This is a genomic window from Stenotrophomonas sp. YJH_SMC_79 (assembly GCF_059367995.1).
The window spans coordinates 1321385-1341264 of sequence record NZ_JCAFRK010000001.1 but is presented as its reverse complement, the minus strand read 5'-3'; the positions used below and the strand labels follow the sequence as shown (position 1 = coordinate 1341264).

Genomic DNA, 19880 nt, shown 5'->3' with positions numbered 1-19880 from the left:
GACATTCCGCCGGGACGCCTGCATGCAGCGCGCCCCGGCCTGCAGGAGACACCCATGAGCACCCATAACGAGTACGACTACATCATCATCGGCGCCGGTTCGGCCGGCAACGTGCTGGCCACCCGCCTTACCGAAGATGCCGATGTCAGCGTGCTGCTGCTGGAAGCCGGTGGCCCGGACTACCGGCTCGACTTCCGTACCCAGATGCCGGCGGCGCTGGCCTTCCCGTTGCAGGGCAAGCGCTACAACTGGGCGTACAAGACCGATCCCGAGCCCTTCATGAACAACCGCCGCATGGACTGCGGCCGCGGCAAGGGCCTGGGTGGCTCTTCGCTGATCAACGGCATGTGCTACATCCGCGGCAACGCGATGGACTACGACAACTGGGCCAGCATGCCGGGCCTGGAAGACTGGACCTACCTGGACTGCCTGCCCTACTTCCGCAAGGCTGAAACCCGCGATATCGGCGCCAATGACTACCACGGTGGTGATGGTCCGCTGCGCGTGACCACGCCGAAGGCCGGCAACAACGAGCTGTTCGCTGCGATGGTCGAGGCCGGCGTGCAGGCCGGCTACCCGCGCACCGACGACCTCAACGGCTACCAGCAGGAAGGCTTCGGCCCAATGGACCGCACGGTGACCCCGAAGGGCCGTCGCTCCAGCACCGCCCGCGGCTACCTGGACCTGGCCAAGCCGCGCCCGAACCTGACCATCGTCACCCACGCGCTGACCGACCGCATCCTGTTCTCGGGCAAGCGCGCGGTGGGCGTGCAGTGGCTGCACAACGACCAGCCGCAGCGTGCCACCGCCCGCCGCGAAGTGCTGCTGTGCGGCGGCGCCATCGCCTCGCCGCAGATCCTGCAGCGCTCCGGCGTCGGCCCGGCCGACCTGCTGCGCAGCCTGGACATCGACCTGGTGCACCACCTGCCGGGCGTCGGCGCCAACCTGCAGGATCACCTGGAGATGTACCTGCAGTACGAGTGCAAGAAGCCGGTGTCGCTGGCCCCGGCACTGAAGCTGTACAACCAGCCGGCGATCGGCGCCGAGTGGCTGTTCCTGGGCACCGGCATCGGCGCCAGCAACCAGTTCGAGGCCGGTGGCTTCATCCGCAGCGACGCCGAGTTCGACTGGCCGAACCTGCAGTACCACTTCCTGCCGGTGGCGATCAATTACAACGGCTCCAACCCGATCAAGGCGCACAGCTTCCAGATGCACGTCGGTTCGATGCGCTCGCCCAGCCGCGGCCGCATCCATGTGCGCTCGAAGGACCCGCGCGAACATCCCAGCATCCTGTTCAACTACATGTCGCACGACCAGGACTGGCGCGAGTTCCGTGCAGCGATCCGCATCACCCGCGAGATCTTCGCGCAGCCGGCGCTGGCACCGTACAGCGGCCGCGAGATCTCGCCGGGCAGCGCGCTGCAGACCGACGCGCAGATCGATGCGTTCGTCCGCGAGCATGCCGAGACCGCCTACCACCCGTCGTGCTCGAACAAGATGGGCCATGCCGATGACCCGATGGCGGTGGTCGATGGCCAGGGCCGCGTGCACGGGCTGGAAGGCCTGCGCATCGTCGATGCCTCGATCATGCCGCAGGTGGTGACCGGCAACCTCAACGCGCCGACCATCATGATGGCCGAGAAGCTGGCCGACGTGATCCGCGGCCGCACCCCGCTGGCCCGCAGCACCGCGCCGTACTACAAGGCCAATGGTGCACCGGTGCGCAAGCAGGGCTGAGCCGGCCGCTCACGGTGAACCCCCCGCCGGGCATGGCCCGGCGCTACCAGGCGCGTTCTGCCTTCGGTAGCGCCGGGCCATGCCCGGCGGCGTTTGACGCGTTCGCACAATGCGCCACGCAACCCCCTCTTCGCGTTTTCCCTACGGCGGGGTATGCTGCAATGAACGGCCATTGTCGCTACGCTCAGGGCCGGAACCTAATACATCACGATTCCTGGAGGGGGAATATGAGTCTGGATCGTCCCTGGCTGCAGAGCTATCCGAAAGGCGTTCCCGCCGAAATCGACGTCAACGAGTTCCATTCGGTAGCTTCGGTCTTCGACGCTTCCGTCGCGAAATTCCGCGACCGTCCGGCCTACTCCAGCTTCGGCAAGGTGCTCACCTACGGTGAGACCGATGCGCTGGTCACCCAGTTCGCGGCCTACCTGCTGGGTGAGCTCAAGCTCAAGAAGGGTGACCGCGTCGCCCTGATGATGCCCAACTGCCTGCAGTACCCGGTGGCCACCTTCGGCGTGCTGCGCGCCGGCCTGACCGTGGTCAACGTCAACCCGCTGTACACCGCGCGCGAACTCAAGCACCAGCTGGTCGACGCGGGCGTCAGTGCCCTGGTGGTGGTCGACAACTTCGGCGACACCGTCGAACAGGTCATCGCCGATACGCCGGTCAAGCACGTGGTCACCACCGGCCTCGGCGACCTGCTCGGCGCCAAGGGCGCGATCGTCAACTTCGTGCTGAAGTACGTCAAGAAGATGGTGCCCAACTACCACATCAAGGGCGCCGTCCGCTTCAAGCAGGCGCTCAAGCTGGGCAGCCGCCACGCGCTTCCGCCGGTCGAGATCGACCACGACGACATCGCCTTCCTGCAGTACACCGGCGGTACCACCGGCGTGGCCAAGGGCGCGATGCTGACCAACCGCAACCTGATCGCCAACATGCAGCAGGCGTCGGCGTGGATCAGTGCGTCGGGCATCGAGATGGGCAAGGAGTGGATCATCACCGCCCTGCCGCTGTACCACATCTTCGCATTGACCGCGAACGGGCTGGTCTTCATGAAGTTCGGTGGCTGCAATCACCTGATCACCAATCCGCGCGACATGAAGGGTTTCGTCAAGGAACTCAAGTCGGTGCGCTTCACTGCCATCACCGGCGTCAACACGCTGTTCAACGGCCTGCTCAATACCCCCGGTTTCGACACGGTCGCCTTCTCGTCGCTGAAGGTCACCCTGGGGGGCGGCATGGCCGTGCAGCGCGCCGTGGCCGAACGCTGGAAAAAGGTCACCGGCGTGACGCTGGTCGAGGCCTACGGCCTGACCGAGACGTCGCCGGCGGCCTGCATCAACCCGCTGACCCTCACCGAGTACAACGGTTCGATCGGCCTGCCGATCCCGTCCACCGATGCCTGCATCAAGGACGACAACAGCAACATCCTGCCGTTGGGCGAGGTCGGCGAACTCTGCATCAAGGGCCCGCAGGTGATGAAGGGCTACTGGCAGCGTCCCGAAGAAACCGACAAGGCCATCGATGCCGACGGCTGGCTGCACACCGGCGACATGGCGAAGATGGACGAACACGGCTTCTTCTACATCGTCGACCGCAAGAAGGACATGATCCTGGTGTCCGGCTTCAATGTGTACCCGAACGAAGTCGAGGATGTCATCGCGATGATGCCCGGCGTGCTGGAAGTGGCTGCGGTCGGCGTGCCGGACGAGAAGTCCGGCGAGGTGGTCAAAGTAGTCATCGTGAAGAAGGACCCGAACCTGACCGCCGAAATGGTCAAGGAGCATGCCCGGGCCAACCTGACCGGCTACAAGCACCCCAAAATCGTAGAATTCCGAAAGGAACTGCCGAAGACCAACGTCGGCAAGATCCTCCGTCGCGAACTCCGCGATACGCCCGCCCAGTAAGGGTTTCGGGCAATTTGAACGGCATCGGGCCCGGGACGGAAACGTTCCGGGCCCTTTCGCATGCGGCGCCCCGGTGGCGGTGTAGCATCGCCGCGTGTGTGGACCGTTCGGCCCGCCGGCCACCCACCTGACTCTGCGGGCCGCATGCCGAGGACCCTTCCATGAGTACCATCGAAAAGCTGCCCAGCAGCGGCTCGCGTTTTGCCACCATCCGCACCGAGGACAGCGCCGACGGCAATGCCCACTGGTTGTTCATGCACGCCGATGCTGCCACCGGCATCCGTCCGTGCTGCCGAAAGGACATGCTCGACGAGATGTGGAGCTTCATGGCCGCCATCACCCGCAGCCCCGCCGAGCGCCACAGCGGCACATTGCGGCATTTCGTGCTGGCGTCCGATGCCGTCGCCTACAACCTGGGGGGCGACCTGGACCTGTTCACCCGCCTGATCCGCGAAGGCAACCGCGACCTCCTGCTGAACTACGCCCAGCGGTGCGTGGAAGGCGTGCACCACCTGCATACCGGATTCGGCGGCGACGTGCGTTCGATTGCCCTGATCCAGGGTGACGCGCTTGGCGGTGGCCTGGAAATGGCATTGGCCTGCCACACCATCGTGGCCGAGGAAGGCAGCGGAATGGGCCTGCCCGAAGTGCTGTTCGGCCTTTTCCCCGGCATGGGGGCCTATTCCTTCCTGTGCCGGCGGGTGTCACCGCACCTGGCCGAGAAGATCATCCTTGACGGCCGTGTCTACAGCGCCGAGGAAATGCATACGCTGGGCATCGTCGATGTACTGGCGAAGAAGGGCGAAGGTCGTGCCGCAGTTGAGGAGCTGATCCGCCAGCAGCAACGTACCCCACAGTCCTATCTGGCAATGAACGCCGCACGCAGCATTGCCCAGGCTGTCAGCTACGACGAACTGCTGGAGATCACCAAGGTATGGGTCGATTCCGCCCTCGCCCTCGGCGACCGCTCCTTGCGCACCATGGATCGCTTGATCAAGGCCCAGACCCGTCGCGCCGGCCTCGACGCGGCCTGATTCATCCCCTCCCCCAGGATGGGTTCAAGCCCGGTTGGCCGCCGGGCTTTTTTTGTCCAGCCGATGCGCCGTCATGCCGCATGCATGCCGCCGGTTTTTCCGGTCGGGACGTGTGCCGCCTTTGACCCGGGCATGTGCCGTAATTGGCTCAGCCGAGCACCCTCTGCAGTGCATTTCGCACTCGATTGCCGCACCATGCAGTTTCGGCTGGGCTCCATCCGCCGCCCGGAACAAGGACACCGTTCATCGCCATGGAAAAGCACACGAATCTGACGCACAACCAGCACTTCGTCTCCCAGGCGGAGCAGCGCATGAATTCCTGCTCGGATAATCCACGGAAAAAGAAGGCAAAGATATTCAGGTTCACTGTAGATAAAAGCCAGCCATCGACAATCAACCCGCAGAACAAAGCAACCATAGAGAACAATCTCGCCTTCCATGATCTCTTCACGATCATGAGGACGGGCGATAGCAAGCGGATCAATCTTGAAGCCCTGTTCAACCGCTACGAGGCTGATTACGCCGAAAGTGCAAGATCAATCATTGAAGCCATCTCAATGGCGAGGTCCAGCCCCGGACCGGCAACCCTTCTGTTGACAGAGGACCGTCGACCATACTCGAAGCACTCCCCAACAATCGACCTGATAAAGCGCATCTACCGGCACAAGATTCTTGTCGGCGCACGAAATCCGCTACGAGTCAAAGAAACACTCGGTAGATTCCAGGATTTTCTTGACCACAGCGTCGCCGACCTGGAAGCCCTGGCGCTGCATCGGGCCCTGGATGGAAAGGACCCCGGGGAAGAGAGGCACATCTGCGAAACCTATAAACTGTCCCGCGATGACTATCGAATATGGATCAGGCTACTGATCCTGTTGCTGTGCCCGAAGGCGGACGAAGAGACCCTTCTGGACGGCTGTGTGGATGAGTTCTTCAATGCGAAGGACTATATGACGCTCATCCAGGTACATTCGTTCAAGGAAGGCTGCGCGCTACTCCCGGATACAGGCGTAGTGACGGACGCATTGGACGACGGGATAGTGACCTACATGAACGTATCGAAACACTGCATCATTGCCGTGCAGCACACAAAGATCGAAACCCCGCATTTTGATGCATTCTGCCAGTCCAGGAAAATGACCTTCGAAAAGAGACTGGAAACCATCGAATCGCTGGGATCCAGTATCCAGGCACGCCTCGTCCTGGACGACAGAGCGACTCTTGAGGGGTACAACAAGATCTGCGTAAAGGCGTGCGCCTCGGAGGTTTTCTCCGGTGCCAAGGACGTGCCTGGAATCCGGGTGGCCGAACAACGCAAAACCGCCAGCCCTGTTACGCGCCCGATGGATGATGACCCAAGCACGTCACGTTGGTTCGGCGGGCACGCCGACAACCCGCAGAGACGTTCGTGGCGCATGCAGGTACCACCGGCGCCCTGATCGTGAGAAGCACACCGCCTGAATCGAAAGGAGGCAAGCCGTCGCCCGCTTCCGAGGGAGCGCACCCCGAATCACACTCCGACCTTCACCCGTCGGAACGATCCCGCCTCAAGCAATGGGCTGAGCAGGCTTGAACGCAATCGCTCGCACGAACAGCCGGCGACACAGCCGCAGATCCTAGCGCGCCTCACCATCCTCGGCGGCACCACGCAGGCGGCGCTCGGCACGCGCATCCAGCGCACGCCGGCCTTCCTTGATGGCGTCCTGCAGCACACCCAGGCGTACGCGCCATTCGGCCTTCAACTGCCAGTCGGCCATCCGCATCAACTCGCCGGCGCGGTTGGACGCACGCATCAGGCCGAGGTTGCTGGCCACGCCCTTGATCGCATGGGACTGCTCGCGGAACACCTCCCACTGCGCGGCTTCACCCGCCTGCTCGGCCTTGCCCATGCAGCTCGCTGCGTCCTCCAGGCACTGGCGGATGAACTCACGCTCGAACCCTTCACCCATTCCCAGTGACGCCAGATCGTCCAGCACGCTGCTGTCGAGCACGCCATCCTGCACCGGCGCCGCGGGTCGCACGACCGGCGCGGCCATGGTCCTCAACTGGGCATTGCTGGCGATCTCGGCCAGGGTGTCGAGCAGCCGTACCGCCACCACCGGCTTGGCCAGGAAGGCATGGGCACCGGCCTGGGTGCAGCGCTGGATCGCCTCCGGCGTGACATCCGCACTGAGCACCAGCACCGGCGTGCGCGGACCACCGCCGGCCTGCATCACGCGCAGTTCCTTGAGCATGTCCAGCCCGCTCATGCCCGGCATGTGCAGATCGACGATGACCGCATCGAACTCGCTGTCGGCCAAGGCGTCCAGTACGGCTTCACCACCATCGACGCACAGCACCCGGTGACCGGCCTTCTGCAGCAGGCGCTGCAGGACCATGCGATTGGCCTCGTGGTCATCGGCCACCAGGATCTGCATGCTGCGCACGCGCGCGCGATGGCGCAGGAATGGGTCGGCAAAGGCAATCACGTTCCCGCCGGGCCCCGCGTCCTCCTCGCCGGACAGGGTCGGGACCGCGCCCGGCACCATCGGTTGCGGTGGCGCGAAGGGCAGCTCGACCCAGAAGTGACTACCGCGCGGTGGGTTCTCCAGATAGCCGATGTCGCCGTCCATCGCTTCGACCAGGCCCTTGGCGATGGTCGTGCCCAGTCCCGTGCCCTCATGACGGCGCGCCATGCTGACATCCGCCTGCTCGAAGGCATCGAACAAGCGCGCACGCATCGCCGGTGCCACGCCGATGCCGGTATCGAAAATGTCGAAGCGCAGGCGCACCGCGCCGCTGGTATCTGCATGCACCACGCCGACGCGGATCTCGACCCGGCCATGGTCGGTGAACTTGACTGCGTTGCCCGCCAGGTTCAACAGGATCTGCCGCAGGTGCCCGACGTCGCCGCGCACGCGCGGTGGCACGCCGTCGGCAACCTTCACCCGGTAATCCAGGCCCTTGGCCCTGGCCTGCGGCATCAGGATCAACCCGATCGCCTGGATCACGTCGGTCACGGCGAAATCCTCAGCCACCACGCGCAGCTTGCCGGCCTCGATGGCAGAGATGTCCAGCACCTCCTCCACCAGCGCCAGCAGGCTGCGCGAAGACGCCTGGATGGTGTTGAGGCACTCGCGCTGCTCGTCATCCAGGCGCGTGGTCGCCAGCACTTCGGTCATACCGTTGAGGCCATTCAACGGGGTGCGGAACTCGTGGCTCATGTTGGCCAGGAAGCGGCTCTTGGCCTCGCTGGCGCGCCGGGCCTCGGCCATCGCTTCGGTCAGCTGCCGCAGCAGCGTGGAAAAGTACAGCGGCACTGCGGCCAGTCCGAGCCAGAGGCCGATGGCCAGGCGGAAATTCTGCATCCAGTACGGCGTCTGGAGCACGGTGAAGCCGAAGCTCACCATGGCCATTGCCACTGCCACGTACAGGTAATGGTTGCCGAACCGCATGCCGTTGCCGACCGTCACCCACATCACCACGATGTAGACCCAGGCCAGCGGCTCACCCATCTGCACCATGCCAGCCGCGATCAGGCCGTAGTCGGCCAGCATGCCCAGCACGCGGCGCGCGTCGGAACGTGCCGGCCGCCACAGCAACCAACCGAACAGCAGCAGGGACAGGCTCAATCCGGTCAGCACGATCGCCAGCACACCCACGTACTGCCCATGCGGCAGATCGTGGCGCGGCGCCGGCAACAGCACGTAGGCAAGGATCAGGCTGATCAGGACGATACGGACAATCTGCTGGCCGTGCTCACTGTCCTGCCGCTGGGACAGGCGCAGCCGCAGCCGCGACAACAGGCGTTTCACGCGCCCAGCCCCGGGCGTGCGGACGCCATCGAATGCTCGGCGCAGATCTGGTCCAGCTGCTCACGGCCGCGCATCAGCGCATCCACGCAGCGCGGATCGAACAGTCGCCCACGCTGGGCGTACAGATAAGCCAGTGTGGCTTCCATGGTCCATGCTTCCTTGTACGGACGGGGCGAGATCAGTGCGTCGAAGACGTCGGCGACAGCAACGATCCGCGCTTCCAGCGGGATCGCCTCGCCGACCAGGCCATCGGGATAGCCGCTGCCGTCATAGCGCTCGTGGTGGCGCAGCGCGATGAGCGCGCCCACCTGGATGAAACGGTTCTGGCTGCCACTGAGCAGCTCGTGGCCGATGCGCGGGTGCCGGCGCATGATTGCCAGCTCCTCGTCGTTGAGCTTGCCCTGCTTGAGCAGTACCGCATCGGGAATGGCGATCTTGCCCATGTCGTGCAGCGGGGCGGCCATCTCGATCAGCTTGACGTCATCCTCAGGCAGCCCCAGCTGCTCGGCGATCAGCCCGGCCACGCGGGCCATGCGTTCGAGGTAGGCACTGGTGCCGGCATCACGGAACTCGATGGCCCGGGCCAATCGCGACAGGGTTTCGCGTTCGCGCTCTTCGACCTCGTGCATGCTGGCCAACAGGCGCTGCTCCAGCGACAACGCCCGCTGCTTCACGTTCTCGGTCTGCTGGCGCAGCTGCAGCAGGTTGTAGCAGCGCGCGCGCAGTTCGCGCGGGCGGATCGGCTTGACCAGGAAATCGATCACGCCTGCTTCCAGCGCTGCCTGCCGGATCGGTTCGTCACCGACCACGGTGATCAGGATCACCGGGATATCGCGGTGCTTGGGCAGGCGACGGAAACGACGGGCGAACTCCAGCCCGTCCATCTCCGGCATGCGGTAATCGAGCAGCAACAGGTCGACCGGGTGCGCCTCGCACCAGGCCAATGCGGTCAGCGGATCACCGAAGTCATACACGCTCAATTCCGGCGCGATGTCTTCGATGACGTGACGCAGCATCGTCCGCGCGGACGTCTGGTCGTCAACAATGACGATGTTCAACGCGTACTCCGCCTGGTTTCTCGACCATGCTGGATCATCAGCAGGCGAGGATATCCTGCTGCTGCGAACGCTCGCACCCTGCATCGGCCCGACTCCCGTGTCATGCGTCCCGGTTCATGATCGTCATCGCATTGTGAAGCGGACTCTCCACAATGCGTCATCCCCCGACGCCGATCAAGCCATAACGGACGTCAAGGTAGTGCATTAACGATACGCCGAGTGCGGGAGGCGTCAAATGCGCCGTCTCGTTTCGCGACGGCGCGCACAATCAGGAGTCGGAAAAGCGACTTACTGCTCCGGACGCATGTAGGGGAACAGCAGTACGTCGCGGATCGAACTGCTGCCGGTCAGCAGCATCACCAGGCGATCGACGCCGATGCCAAGGCCACCGGTCGGCGCCATACCGTACTCCAGCGCACGGATGTAGTCGGCGTCGTAGTGCATGGCCTCGTCGTCGCCACCTTCCTTCGCGGCCACCTGGGCCTGGAAACGCTGCGCCTGGTCTTCCGGGTCATTCAGCTCGGAGAAGCCGTTGGCCAGCTCCTTGCCGTTGACGAACAGCTCGAAGCGGTCGGTGTAGCCCGGATCGTTGTCGTTGGCGCGGGCCAGCGGCGAGACCTCCACCGGATGGTCGGTGATGAAGGTCGGCTGGATCAGGGTGTGTTCGACCGTGGCCTCGAAGATCTCCAGCAGCAGCTTGCCCCAGCCGTAGGATGGCTTGACGCGGATCTTCAAGCGCTCGCAATGGCGCAGCAACGCCTCACGGTCGGTGCAGTCGGCCGCGGAGATTTCCGGGTTGTGGTGGCGCACCGCTTCATCCATGCGCCAGCGGCGGAACGCCGGCCCCAGGTCGATCTTCGCGCCGTCCCATTCCACTTCGGTGCCACCGTTCACGGCCTTGGCCACGTCACGGATCACACCTTCGGTCAGGTCCATGATTTCGTTGTACGTGGCATAGGCCTCGTACAGTTCCATCATGGTGAATTCCGGGTTGTGGCGGGTGCTGACGCCTTCGTTGCGGAAGTTGCGGTTGATCTCGTACACGCGCTCCAGGCCACCCACGGTCAGGCGCTTGAGGTACAGCTCCGGCGCCACGCGCAGGTACAGGTCCAGGTCCAGCGCATTGTGGTGGGTGGTGAACGGCTTGGCCGCCGCGCCGCCGGGGATGTAATGCATCATCGGCGTCTCGACTTCCAGGAAGTCGCGGTTGTCCAGCCACGCGCGCATGGCGCGGATGATCTTCGAGCGCTTGATGAACACCGCGCGCGACTCCGGGGTCACGATCAGGTCGACGTAACGCTGGCGGTAACGCTGCTCGACGTCGGCCAGGCCGTGCCACTTGTCCGGCAGCGGGCGCAGCGACTTGGTCAGCAGGCGGATCGATTCGGCCTTGACCGACAGCTCGCCGGTCTTGGTACGGGTCAGGCCGCCTTCGACGGCGATGATGTCGCCCACGTCCCAGCCCTTGAAGGCGGTATAGGCATCGCCCAGCACCGTGCCCTGCAGGAACAGCTGGATGCGGCCGGACTCGTCCTGGATCTGCGCGAAGCTGGCCTTGCCCATGATGCGCTTGGCCATCAGGCGGCCAGCCATCTTCACCTGGCGGCCATTGCCTTCCAGGGCCTCGGCGGTCCACTGTTCGGCATCGGCGAATTCTTCCTGCAGGCGGCCGGCGAAGTCCTCGCGACGGAAGTCGTTTGGGTACGCGATGCCCTGCCCACGCAGCGTTTTGAGTTTCTCGCGGCGCTCGGCGATCAACTTGTTTTCGTCAACGGAGGGGGTATCGGTAGCTTCGCTCATGGATCTGCGGGAATCGTGTTAGTGAGGGGGGATGTTGCGCCCGGCACGGCCGGCTGCCCAGCATACCAAAACCGCCCTGCCCCAGCCTTGGCGGCCGCCCTCGCCCCGGTAGCCGCCAACCTTGGTTGGCGGTCCGCGTATCGACCAAGGTCGACACCTACCGGATTCCGGGGAACCGATGCCCCGGTAGTCGCCAACCTTGGTTGGCGGTCCGCGTGTCGACCAAGGTCGACACCTACCGGATTCCGGGGAACCGATGCCCCGGTAGTCGCCAACCTTGGTTGGCGGTCCCCGTGTCGACCAAGGTCGACACCCACCAGATTGCGCGACACCCACCAGAGCGCGGGGTTGGCCTCACCCGTTGCCCGGGAACGCCTGCCGCAGCTCGTCCACCAGCACCCGCTGGTTCTCCGAGTAGTCGATCGGCACCGATACCAGGTGCACGCCACCCTCGTTGAACGCCGCTTCCAGCGTCGGGATGAACTGCTCGATGGCCGTCACCTCATGCCCCTTGCAGCCATAGGCTTCCGCGTACTTGACGAAATCCGGGTTGCTGAAGGTCATGCCGTAGTCGGTGAAGCCGTCCACCGCCTGCTTCCAGCGGATCATCCCGTAGGCGCCGTCGTTGAGGATCAGCACCACCAGGTTCAGGCCCAGCCGGCGCGCGGTCTCCAGCTCCTGGCTGTTCATCATGAAACCGCCGTCGCCGCACACCGCCAGCACCCGCCGCTGCGGGTACAGGATCGAAGCCATGATCGCCGACGGCAGGCCCGCACCCATGGTCGCCAGCGCATTGTCCAGCAGCAGCGTATTGGCCACCTGGGTGCGGTAATTGCGCGCAAACCAGATCTTGTACATGCCGTTGTCCAGCGCCACGATGCCGTCCGGCGGCATCACCTGGCGCACGTCGTGCACCAGCCGCTGCGGGGTGAATCCTGCTTCCTCGGCACGGTCAGCCAGGTGTTCCAGAATGGTCGCGCGCAGCGGCAGCAGCGCGTCAGCATTCGGCACCGCGCCTTCGATACGGTCGGCCAGCTGGGTCAGCGAACGACCGATGTCACCGATCACTTCCACCTGCGGGAAGTACACCTGCTCCACCGCCGCCTGCGAGTAACCGATATGGATCACGGTCGGCCCACCCGGGCGCATCACGAACGGCGGCTTCTCGGTCACCTCATGGCCGATGGTCACGATCACGTCAGCCTGGTCGATGGCCATGTGCACGTAGTCGCGTTCGGTCAGCGCTGCGGTGCCCATGTAAAGGCCCGAACCGCCGGCCACCGCACCCTTGCCCATCTGCGTGGTGAAGAACGGAATGCCCGCGCGCAGCACGAACGCAGACAGCGCCTCGCTGGACTGCGGCCGCGAAGCGGCCGAGGCGATCATCAGCAATGGGCGCTTGGCATTACGGATGATCCCCGCCGCGCGGTCCAGCGCCTCCGGGCTGGCAATCGGCCGGTCCACCGCGTGGGTCGGAATGAGGGAAACCCCCTCCACCTCGGTGGCGGCGATATCCTCGGGCAGCTCCAGCAGCACCGGGCCGGGACGCTCTTCCTGGGCCACCCTGAACGCCTCGCGGACGATGGTCGGGATGGTGCGTGCCGAGACGATCTGCCGCGCCTGCTTGGTCAGCGGCTTCATCGTGCTGACGATGTCGACGATCTGGAAGCGTGCCTGCTTGCTGGCGACGATGCCCTTCTGGCCGGTGATCATGATGACCGGCCAGGCACCGAGCAGCGCGTAGGCGGCGCCGGTGGTGAAATTGAGCGCACCCGGGCCGAGCGTAGCCAGGCACACGCCCGGCTTGCCGGTAAGACGCCCGTAGGTGGCGGCCATGAACACCGCCGCCTGTTCGTGGCGGGTGATCACCAGCTCGATGTTGGAATGGCGGAGCGACTCGACGACGTCGAGGTTCTCTTCGCCGGGAATGCCGAAAATACGCTCGACGCCTTCGTTCTCAAGTGCGGCGACGAGCAGGTCTGAACCCTTGGACATGGGAATGCCGTCCTTTTTTCGCTGGACTGATGGTGGATCGTTGCAGGAAGGATGGAAGCCGCGCGTCAACGCTTGTCGAACCACACCGTCTGCGCGTTGACAAACTCGCGGATGCCGAAGTGCGACAGCTCACGACCGAAGCCGCTCTTCTTCACACCGCCGATCGGCACGCGCGGGTCGGAGGCCGAGAAGCCGTTGACGAACACACCGCCGGTCTGCAGCCGGCGTGCCATCTGCATGGCTCGGGCACGGTCGCCGGTCCACAGGTTGCCGCTGAGGCCGAATTCGCTCTGGTTGGCCAGTTCCACCGCATGGTCGGCGTCGCGGGCGCGGCTGATCGAGGCCACCGGCCCGAAGGTCTCGGTATCGAAGGCCTGCATGCCCGGCTCCACCCCGGCCAGCACGGTGGGCGCATAGAACGCGCCGGGACGATCGAGCTGGTGCCCGCCGACCAGCAGCTGCGCACCGGCGTCGACCGACGCGCGCACCTGCGCATCGAGCTGTTCCAGCAGGTCCTGGCGCGCCATCGGGCCGATGCGGTTGCCGGGGTCGCGGCCGTCACCGATGGTCAGCGCCTGCACTTTCTGGCAGAACTGCGCCACGAAACGATCGTAGACCGCGTCTTCGACGATGATGCGCTTGCCGGCGATGCAGACCTGCCCGGTGTTCTGGAAGCGCGAGGCCACCGCCGCATCGACGGCCGCATCAAGATCGGCATCGGCCAGCACGATGAACGGATCCGAGCCGCCCAGCTCCAGCACCACTTTCTTCAGCGCCTGCCCGGCCTGGGCAGCGATGCTGCGGCCGGCGGCCACGCTGCCGGTCAGGGTCACCGCGGCAATGCGGTCATCGGCAATCGCGCGGCCGGTGCCCTCGCGGCTGATGTTGGCGGCGATGAAGGTGCCCTCAGGCAGCCCGGCATCGCGCCAGGCCGCGTCGAGCAGCTGCGCAGTGCCGACGATGTTCTCGGCCGGCTTCAGCAGGAACCCGTTGCCGCCCATCAGGATCGGCACTGCCGCCCGCATCACCTGCCAGTAGGGGAAGTTCCACGGCATGATGCCAAGCACCACGCCCAGCGGCAGGTAGGACACGTAGGCCTTGTCGTCGGGCACCTGGGTCGGTTCGTCGCGCAGGAACCGTGCCCCGTTGTCGGCGTACCAGTCGCACAGCACGGCGCACTTTTCGATCTCGGCCAACGATTCGGCCCGGACCTTGCCCATTTCGGCGGTAGCCAGCGCGGCCAGCTTCTCGCGGTCGCGGCGCAGTACCGCGGCCATCGCACGCAGTACGTCTGCGCGCTGTTCAAGGCTCCTGGTGCTCCAGACGGCGAAGCCAACCTGGCCGCGATCGAGGATGGCTTCCAGTTCGGCATCGGTGGCGAAGGGATGGCTGGCGATCTGCTGGCCGGTGGCCGGATCGCGGGAAATGGCGGTGCTGGGGGCAGTGGACATGCAGGGCTCCTGTTGTCTCGACAACGGGCGGCGGCCCGTCTCCTGCACAGGAATGTGGACCCGATTGGCGGAGGCAACAAGGCGTCTGCTTATCCTGTGACCTGCACTTACCTGTCTGAATGGGGGCTCCTGGCAGGGCTGCGCCCTGCACCCGCAGAGGCAACGGCAACAGCCGAAGCAACAGCAACAGCGGGCTATCCGTGGGATGGCGGGGTGGGTCCGGTTGCGGGAGACGCCGTAAACCCTTCCATGGGGGCTTGGCCGCGGCATCCATGCCGCGGACACTCCCGCAACCGGACCCACCCCGCCTTCGACAGTTTTCCGCGATCTGTCGGAGCGACGTATTGCCCTGGTCGGTGTCGACCTTGGTCGACACAGTAGATCCACGCCATGCGTGGATGACTCATTCGATATCTGACAGATGTGTCGACCAAGGTCGACAGCTACCAACAGCCGCCGGAATCTGTCGAAGGCGGGGCACTGTGGGTTTGCGGGGTGTGAGCCGCATGGATGCGGCGACCAAGCCCCCATGGAAGGGTTTACGGCGTCCCCGCAAACCCACAGTGCCCCGCCATCTCACGGAATGCACGCTGTTGCTGTTGCTGTTGCTCCGGCTCTTGCACTCGCTTCGGCGGGTGCAGGGCGCAGCCCTGCCGACCCACCTACTTCCGCGGCAGGTAGGTCACCAGGGAAAGGTCGTGCCGGCTCTCCGGCACCAGCGCCACGTACTGCAGGTCCAGCAACCCGCGCGTGGGATGGTTCAACTTCTTTGCACCTTCATCGAACCGCCGCACGTCGTGCTCCGGCCACCACTGGCGGAACTCCTCGCTGTGCGCGGCGATGTCTTCCACCAGCGCCAGGAACGGCGCCTTGTCCGGCGCCTGCGCCATCGCCGCGCGGAAGCCGGCCAGCAGACCGCGGGTCATTTCTTCCCAGTTGAGGATCAGCGTGCGGTACGGCGGGTAGAGGAACATCAGCCGCAGCGTATTGCGCTCATGCGGCGCCAGCTGGCTGTAGTCCACGAACAGCTCGGCGATGGCGGGGTTCCAGGCCAGGATGTCGAAACGGGTGTTGCGCACGTAGGCCGGGATCGGCTGCATCGCTTCCACCAGCTGGCGCAGACCATCAGTCACGCTCTCGTCCGGTGATTCCAGCGGCACGCCATAGCCGGAGAGCGCGAACGCATAGGCGCGCTCGTCATCGCTCATGCGCAGCACCTGCGCCAGGCGCTCAAGCACCTCGGGCGAGGCACGCACTTCACGGCCCTGCTCGATCCAAGTGTACCAGCTGACACTGACCCCGATCGCCAGCGCCACTTCCTCGCGCTTCAGGCCCGGGGTACGCCGGCGCCCGGCAGGCAGGCCGAGCGTGGCGGGGTCGACACGGGCGCGGCAGGCCTTGAGGAAGCCGCCCAGTTCCTTGCGTTCACTTTCGCTGCGCATCATCGGCCCGTCCTACCCTTTGTAGCGTCGAGCCATGCTCGACGCATCCGCCAGCTCGCGAAAAGCAGCCGAGCATGGCTATGCCGGTCGTCCTGACCGGCACCCTGCGGGCCGTCTCGAGCGACGTTGGCAGCGGCTCCTGCCGCTGCCTTCAGCTCCACAAAAAACGCCACCCTCGGCCTTGCGCGCGAGGGTGACGATCTCCGCGCAGGTGCGTCGATCAGGCATCGACGCGCTTGGAGCCCACGGCCAGGCCGGCCTTCAGGCTGGCCTCGACGAACTCGTCCAGGTCGCCGTCGAGCACCTTCTGCGTATCCGAACGCTCGATGCCGGTGCGCAGGTCCTTGATACGGCTCTGGTCGAGCACGTAGTTGCGGATCTGGCTGCCCCAGCCGATGTCGGACTTGGTGGCTTCCACCGCGTCCTTTTCGGCGTTGCGCTTCTGGATTTCCAGCTCGTACAGCTTGGCGGCCAGCATCTTCATCGCGTTGTCGCGGTTCTGGTGCTGGCTGCGGCCGGTCTGGCAGGCCACAACGATGTTGGTCGGGATGTGAGTGATACGCACCGCCGACTCGGTCTTGTTCACGTGCTGGCCACCGGCACCGGACGAACGGTACACGTCGGTACGCAGGTCGGCCGGGTTGATGGTGATGTCGATGTTGTCATCGATTTCCGGCGACACGAACACCGAGGTGAAGCTGGTGTGGCGGCGATTGTCGGAGTCGAACGGCGACTTGCGCACTAGGCGGTGCACGCCGGTCTCGGTCTTCAGCCAGCCATAGGCGTAGTCGCCTTCCACGCGCAGCGTGGCCGACTTGATGCCGGCGACGTCGCCACCGGAGACTTCCATCAGCTCGGTCTTCCAGCCGCGCGATTCACACCAGCGCAGGTACATGCGCAGCAGGATCTCGGCCCAGTCCTGGGCTTCTGTACCACCGGCACCGGCCTGGATGTCGACGAACGCCGCCGCATTGTCCATTTCGCCGGAGAACATGCGCTGGAACTCCAGCTTCTCCACGTGCGCCTGGTGCTTGTCCAGGTCGGCGACCACCGCCAGCGCGGTGTCCTCGTCCTGTTCGGATTCAGCCAGCTCCAGCAGTTCGGTCGCGTCGGTCAGGCCGTCCAGCACCGAGGCGATGCCGCCCACGGTCTTTTCCAGGCTGGAACGTTCGCGACCCAGGTTCTGGGCGTACTCGGCGTTGTTCCAGACGTCGGGGCTTTCCAGCTCACGCGTTACTTCTTCAAGACGCTCTTTCTTGGCGTCGTAGTCAAAGATACCCCCGAAGCGACAGCACGCGATCGGTCAGATCGGTGATGCGCTGGCGGACAGGATTCAGTTCGATCATGTCGGCGGTTATGCATTCAAAAGATGACTGGTAATGATACCGCAGGCCGGGGATGCCCGGAATGAGGGCCTCACCCTGCCCCCAGCGCCTGCCGCAGGACCGGCAGCTGGCGCCGGCTGCAGGGCACCCTGGCTCCGTCGGCCATATGCAGCAAGGCCTCGCCGCCGTCCAGCGGCTCGATCGAGCGCAGCTGGCCGCGATGGATCAGCCAGCTGCGGTGCGGGCGCAGGAACATCGCAGGATCCAATCGCTGCTCCAGCACCGCCATGGTGATCCGCAGCGGATAGTCATGTCCGCGCACCCGCAGGTTCACGTAGTTCCCGGCCGCCTGGGCATACTCCACGTCGGCGGTGGCGACCAGGAACTCCTTGCCCAGCTTGCGCACCAGGAAGTGCTGGGGGCGCTCGACCGGCTCCACTGGCGGGCCGACATCGGGCTCGGCCAGCAGGTGTGCTTCCCCCTGCCGCTGGCGACCGAACCAGGCCACAGCGTGCACGGCGATCACCAGCAGGCTGTAGGTCTGCACGTCCTTGAAGAACTCGTAGAACCATTGCGTCGGCCAGTCGCCGTAGGTGTAGTGCTGCCCGACCAGACTGAAAGCCAGCTTGCGCAGCAGCACCATGGCGCTGACGTGCAGCAACCACCAGCCGATACCGCCCAGCACGTAGAATCCGATGCGGCGCTTCCACGTGTCTGCGTGCAACGGCCAGCGGCGTGCCGCCGCATGCAGAAGCGCCAGCAGCCCAAGGCTTGCCAGCGCGCTGCTGAACTCCTCGATCGAGATCGACCCGGCGGAAAAGGACTGGCCGTCGCGCAACGCCCGCATCCACTGTGCCAGCACGTTGCCTGCGGCAGTGCCCAGGAACAGCAATGACCAGAAGGCGGCGGTCTGTCCACGACGCTGCGGTGGCTCGGTAACAGGGGCGGACAGCACCGCCGGATCTCCATTTTCCATCCCGCCATTGTTGCCCATCCGACCCCGCTCGCACCGGCCATTGGTCCCAGCAGCCCCACCACTGGCCCCTGAACGGCCACCATCGCGCCCCATCCACTGGCGTCCGGGCCTTGGCTGGCGGAGCGTGCAGCTTCCTCCTGATGCCCGCTGCCCATGCACCGTCGCCACGATCTGGACACCCTGCGCATCGCTGCCTTTGCGCTGTTGATCCTCTACCACGCCGCCATGGCCTATGTGGCCGGCTGGGATTTCCACCTCAAGAGCGCCTATACCGCTGAATGGCTGCAATGGCCGATGGTCGCGCTGAACCGCTGGCGCATGCCGCTGCTGTTCGCCATCAGCGGTATCGCGCTGGGCCTGTCCCTGCCCGACCGGGGTCGGCTGAAGCACACCCTTCGCCGCTGCTGGCGCCTGCAGCTGCCGCTGCTGTTCGGCATCGTCGCCGTTGTGTCCCTGCAGGCCTACTACGAAGCTCTGGACAAGGGCGACGTGGTGCCGGGGCTGGCCCGGTTCCTGTGGCGCTACTGGCAGTTCCAGCCGTGGCCGGGTGCGCATTTCAGTGGCGCTGCCTACGGCTTCACCTGGAACCACCTGTGGTACCTGGCGTACCTGGTGCCCTACACCGTGCTGGCGGTGGTGCTGGCCAGCCTGCTGCGACCGCTGCACGGTGCACTGCCACGCTGGCAGCCGAGCGACCGTCTACTGGGAATCGTGCTGCTGGTGCTGCCGGTGGCCTGGTTGGCCTGGGCACTACTGGTGTTGATGCCGCGCTGGCCACCCACCCACGCGCTGCTGGACGACGTCTACGTGCATGCCGAGTCGCTGCCATTGTTCCTCGGCGGTTTCCTTGCCGCACGCTGGCAGCGCGGCTGGGATCTGCTGGTGCGCGGACGCCATGTGACCCTGGCCCTGGCGGTGCTGGGCCTGTGCCTGGAGCTGGGCATCCGCGCACTGTCCCGCCTGCCACATGTGGACGATCTGGATGCCTGGGTGCTGGCACTGCCCTGGGCCCAGACCGAACGCGTTGGCCGCGCGCTCTATACCTGGTGCATGCTGCTGACGCTGTTCGGCTGGGCGCGCGTGTTGCTGGACCGTCCCTGGCCCGGCCTGGCCTACTGCCGCGAGGCGGTGTTCAGCTGGTACATCCTCCACCAGACCGTGCTGATCGTCCTGCTGTACGCGCTGCGACCGATACAGCTGGGCCCGTGGCTGGAACCGGCGCTGCTGCTGGCCGGCACAGTCGGTGGCTGCCTGCTGATCCACGAGCTGCTGATCCGGCGCACGCGCTGGCTGCGTCCCCTGTTCGGCCTGAAAGCCGATCCGCTATCGTCACTGAAGGTACGCGCCGCGACGGCGCAATGAGG

Annotated in this window: 13 protein-coding genes; 5 read left to right on the top strand and 8 right to left on the bottom strand. The window is 65.3% G+C overall.

The genetic code is table 11. From position 1 onward, the window contains the following. Window positions 1-54 precede the first annotated feature (54 nt). The 4 genes from betA (at window position 55) to AC5P57_RS06575 (ending at window position 6114) form a co-directional block, all read left to right on the top strand. Window positions 55-1737, top strand: coding sequence for a choline dehydrogenase (betA, locus tag AC5P57_RS06590; RefSeq protein ID WP_006441623.1), 1683 nt, complete (start codon window positions 55-57; stop codon window positions 1735-1737). Between the two features lie 227 nt (window positions 1738-1964). Further along, window positions 1965-3641, top strand: coding sequence for a long-chain fatty acid--CoA ligase (locus tag AC5P57_RS06585; protein WP_262235761.1), 1677 nt, complete (start codon window positions 1965-1967; stop codon window positions 3639-3641). Window positions 3642-3802: 161 nt separating this feature from the next. Continuing rightward, window positions 3803-4675 carry a crotonase/enoyl-CoA hydratase family protein gene (locus AC5P57_RS06580; RefSeq protein WP_099551685.1) on the top strand — a complete coding sequence of 291 codons (873 nt, stop codon included), beginning with the start codon at window positions 3803-3805 and terminating at the stop codon, window positions 4673-4675. Between the two features lie 251 nt (window positions 4676-4926). Next, window positions 4927-6114 (top strand): hypothetical protein, encoded by a 1188-nt coding sequence (locus AC5P57_RS06575; protein WP_262235760.1) that lies wholly within the window; start codon window positions 4927-4929, stop codon window positions 6112-6114. Between the two features lie 177 nt (window positions 6115-6291). Here AC5P57_RS06575 and AC5P57_RS06570 read toward each other — a convergent pair whose 3' ends face one another. The 8 genes from AC5P57_RS06570 to AC5P57_RS06535 all read right to left on the bottom strand — a co-directional run bounded on the left by AC5P57_RS06570 (window position 6292) and on the right by AC5P57_RS06535 (window position 18534). Then, window positions 6292-8469 carry a response regulator gene (locus tag AC5P57_RS06570; protein ID WP_262235758.1) on the bottom strand — a complete coding sequence of 726 codons (2178 nt, stop codon included), beginning with the start codon at window positions 8467-8469 and terminating at the stop codon, window positions 6292-6294. Then, window positions 8466-9611, bottom strand: a complete 1146-nt coding sequence (rpfG, locus tag AC5P57_RS06565) for a cyclic di-GMP phosphodiesterase response regulator RpfG (RefSeq protein ID WP_099551682.1) — start codon at window positions 9609-9611, stop codon at window positions 8466-8468. Before rpfG ends, AC5P57_RS06570 begins: the two co-directional genes overlap by 4 nt. Window positions 9612-9815: 204 nt before the next feature. Continuing rightward, window positions 9816-11327 carry a lysine--tRNA ligase gene (lysS, locus tag AC5P57_RS06560; protein WP_142805891.1) on the bottom strand — a complete coding sequence of 504 codons (1512 nt, stop codon included), beginning with the start codon at window positions 11325-11327 and terminating at the stop codon, window positions 9816-9818. Between the two features lie 354 nt (window positions 11328-11681). Beyond that, window positions 11682-13322 (bottom strand): acetolactate synthase large subunit, encoded by a 1641-nt coding sequence (locus tag AC5P57_RS06555; RefSeq protein ID WP_262235756.1) that lies wholly within the window; start codon window positions 13320-13322, stop codon window positions 11682-11684. Window positions 13323-13387: 65 nt separating this feature from the next. Continuing rightward, the gene (locus AC5P57_RS06550) at window positions 13388-14773 is read right to left on the bottom strand and encodes an NAD-dependent succinate-semialdehyde dehydrogenase (protein WP_262235754.1); all 1386 of its coding nucleotides are present in this window, start codon (window positions 14771-14773) and stop codon (window positions 13388-13390) included. A 662-nt stretch (window positions 14774-15435) separates the two neighbouring features. Next, entirely contained in the window at window positions 15436-16218 is a 783-nt protein-coding gene (locus AC5P57_RS06545; RefSeq protein WP_008267447.1) for a helix-turn-helix transcriptional regulator, read from the bottom strand. A gap of 217 nt (window positions 16219-16435) precedes the next feature. After that, a protein-coding gene (gene prfB, locus AC5P57_RS06540) for a peptide chain release factor 2 (RefSeq protein WP_099551678.1) occupies window positions 16436-17561 on the bottom strand; the annotation gives its coding sequence in 2 pieces (ribosomal slippage) (window positions 16436-17485 and window positions 17487-17561; 1125 coding nt in all). A gap of 70 nt (window positions 17562-17631) precedes the next feature. Then, the gene (locus AC5P57_RS06535; protein ID WP_262235752.1) at window positions 17632-18534 is read right to left on the bottom strand and encodes a LytTR family DNA-binding domain-containing protein; all 903 of its coding nucleotides are present in this window, start codon (window positions 18532-18534) and stop codon (window positions 17632-17634) included. 135 nt (window positions 18535-18669) lie between these two features. Here AC5P57_RS06535 and AC5P57_RS06530 point away from each other — a divergent pair, with 135 nt between their 5' ends. Further along, on the top strand, window positions 18670-19878 hold the full coding sequence (locus tag AC5P57_RS06530) for an acyltransferase family protein (protein WP_262235751.1): 1209 nt from the start codon (window positions 18670-18672) through the stop codon (window positions 19876-19878). The last annotated feature ends 2 nt before the right edge of the window (window positions 19879-19880 follow it).

Excerpts from the sequence above, each read along its gene's own strand:
- betA (WP_006441623.1), top strand. The coding sequence starts at position 55 with ATGAGCACCCATAACGAGTACGACTACATCATCATCGGCGCCGGTTCG.
- AC5P57_RS06585 (WP_262235761.1), top strand. The coding sequence starts at position 1,965 with ATGAGTCTGGATCGTCCCTGGCTGCAGAGCTATCCGAAAGGCGTTCCC.
- AC5P57_RS06580 (WP_099551685.1), top strand. The coding sequence starts at position 3,803 with ATGAGTACCATCGAAAAGCTGCCCAGCAGCGGCTCGCGTTTTGCCACC.
- AC5P57_RS06575 (WP_262235760.1), top strand. The coding sequence starts at position 4,927 with ATGGAAAAGCACACGAATCTGACGCACAACCAGCACTTCGTCTCCCAG.
- rpfG (WP_099551682.1), bottom strand. The coding sequence starts at position 9,611 with ATGCAGGGTGCGAGCGTTCGCAGCAGCAGGATATCCTCGCCTGCTGAT.
- lysS (WP_142805891.1), bottom strand. The coding sequence starts at position 11,327 with ATGAGCGAAGCTACCGATACCCCCTCCGTTGACGAAAACAAGTTGATC.
- AC5P57_RS06555 (WP_262235756.1), bottom strand. The coding sequence starts at position 13,322 with ATGTCCAAGGGTTCAGACCTGCTCGTCGCCGCACTTGAGAACGAAGGC.
- AC5P57_RS06550 (WP_262235754.1), bottom strand. The coding sequence starts at position 14,773 with ATGTCCACTGCCCCCAGCACCGCCATTTCCCGCGATCCGGCCACCGGC.
- AC5P57_RS06545 (WP_008267447.1), bottom strand. The coding sequence starts at position 16,218 with ATGATGCGCAGCGAAAGTGAACGCAAGGAACTGGGCGGCTTCCTCAAG.
- AC5P57_RS06535 (WP_262235752.1), bottom strand. The coding sequence starts at position 18,534 with ATGGGCAACAATGGCGGGATGGAAAATGGAGATCCGGCGGTGCTGTCC.
- AC5P57_RS06530 (WP_262235751.1), top strand. The coding sequence starts at position 18,670 with ATGCACCGTCGCCACGATCTGGACACCCTGCGCATCGCTGCCTTTGCG.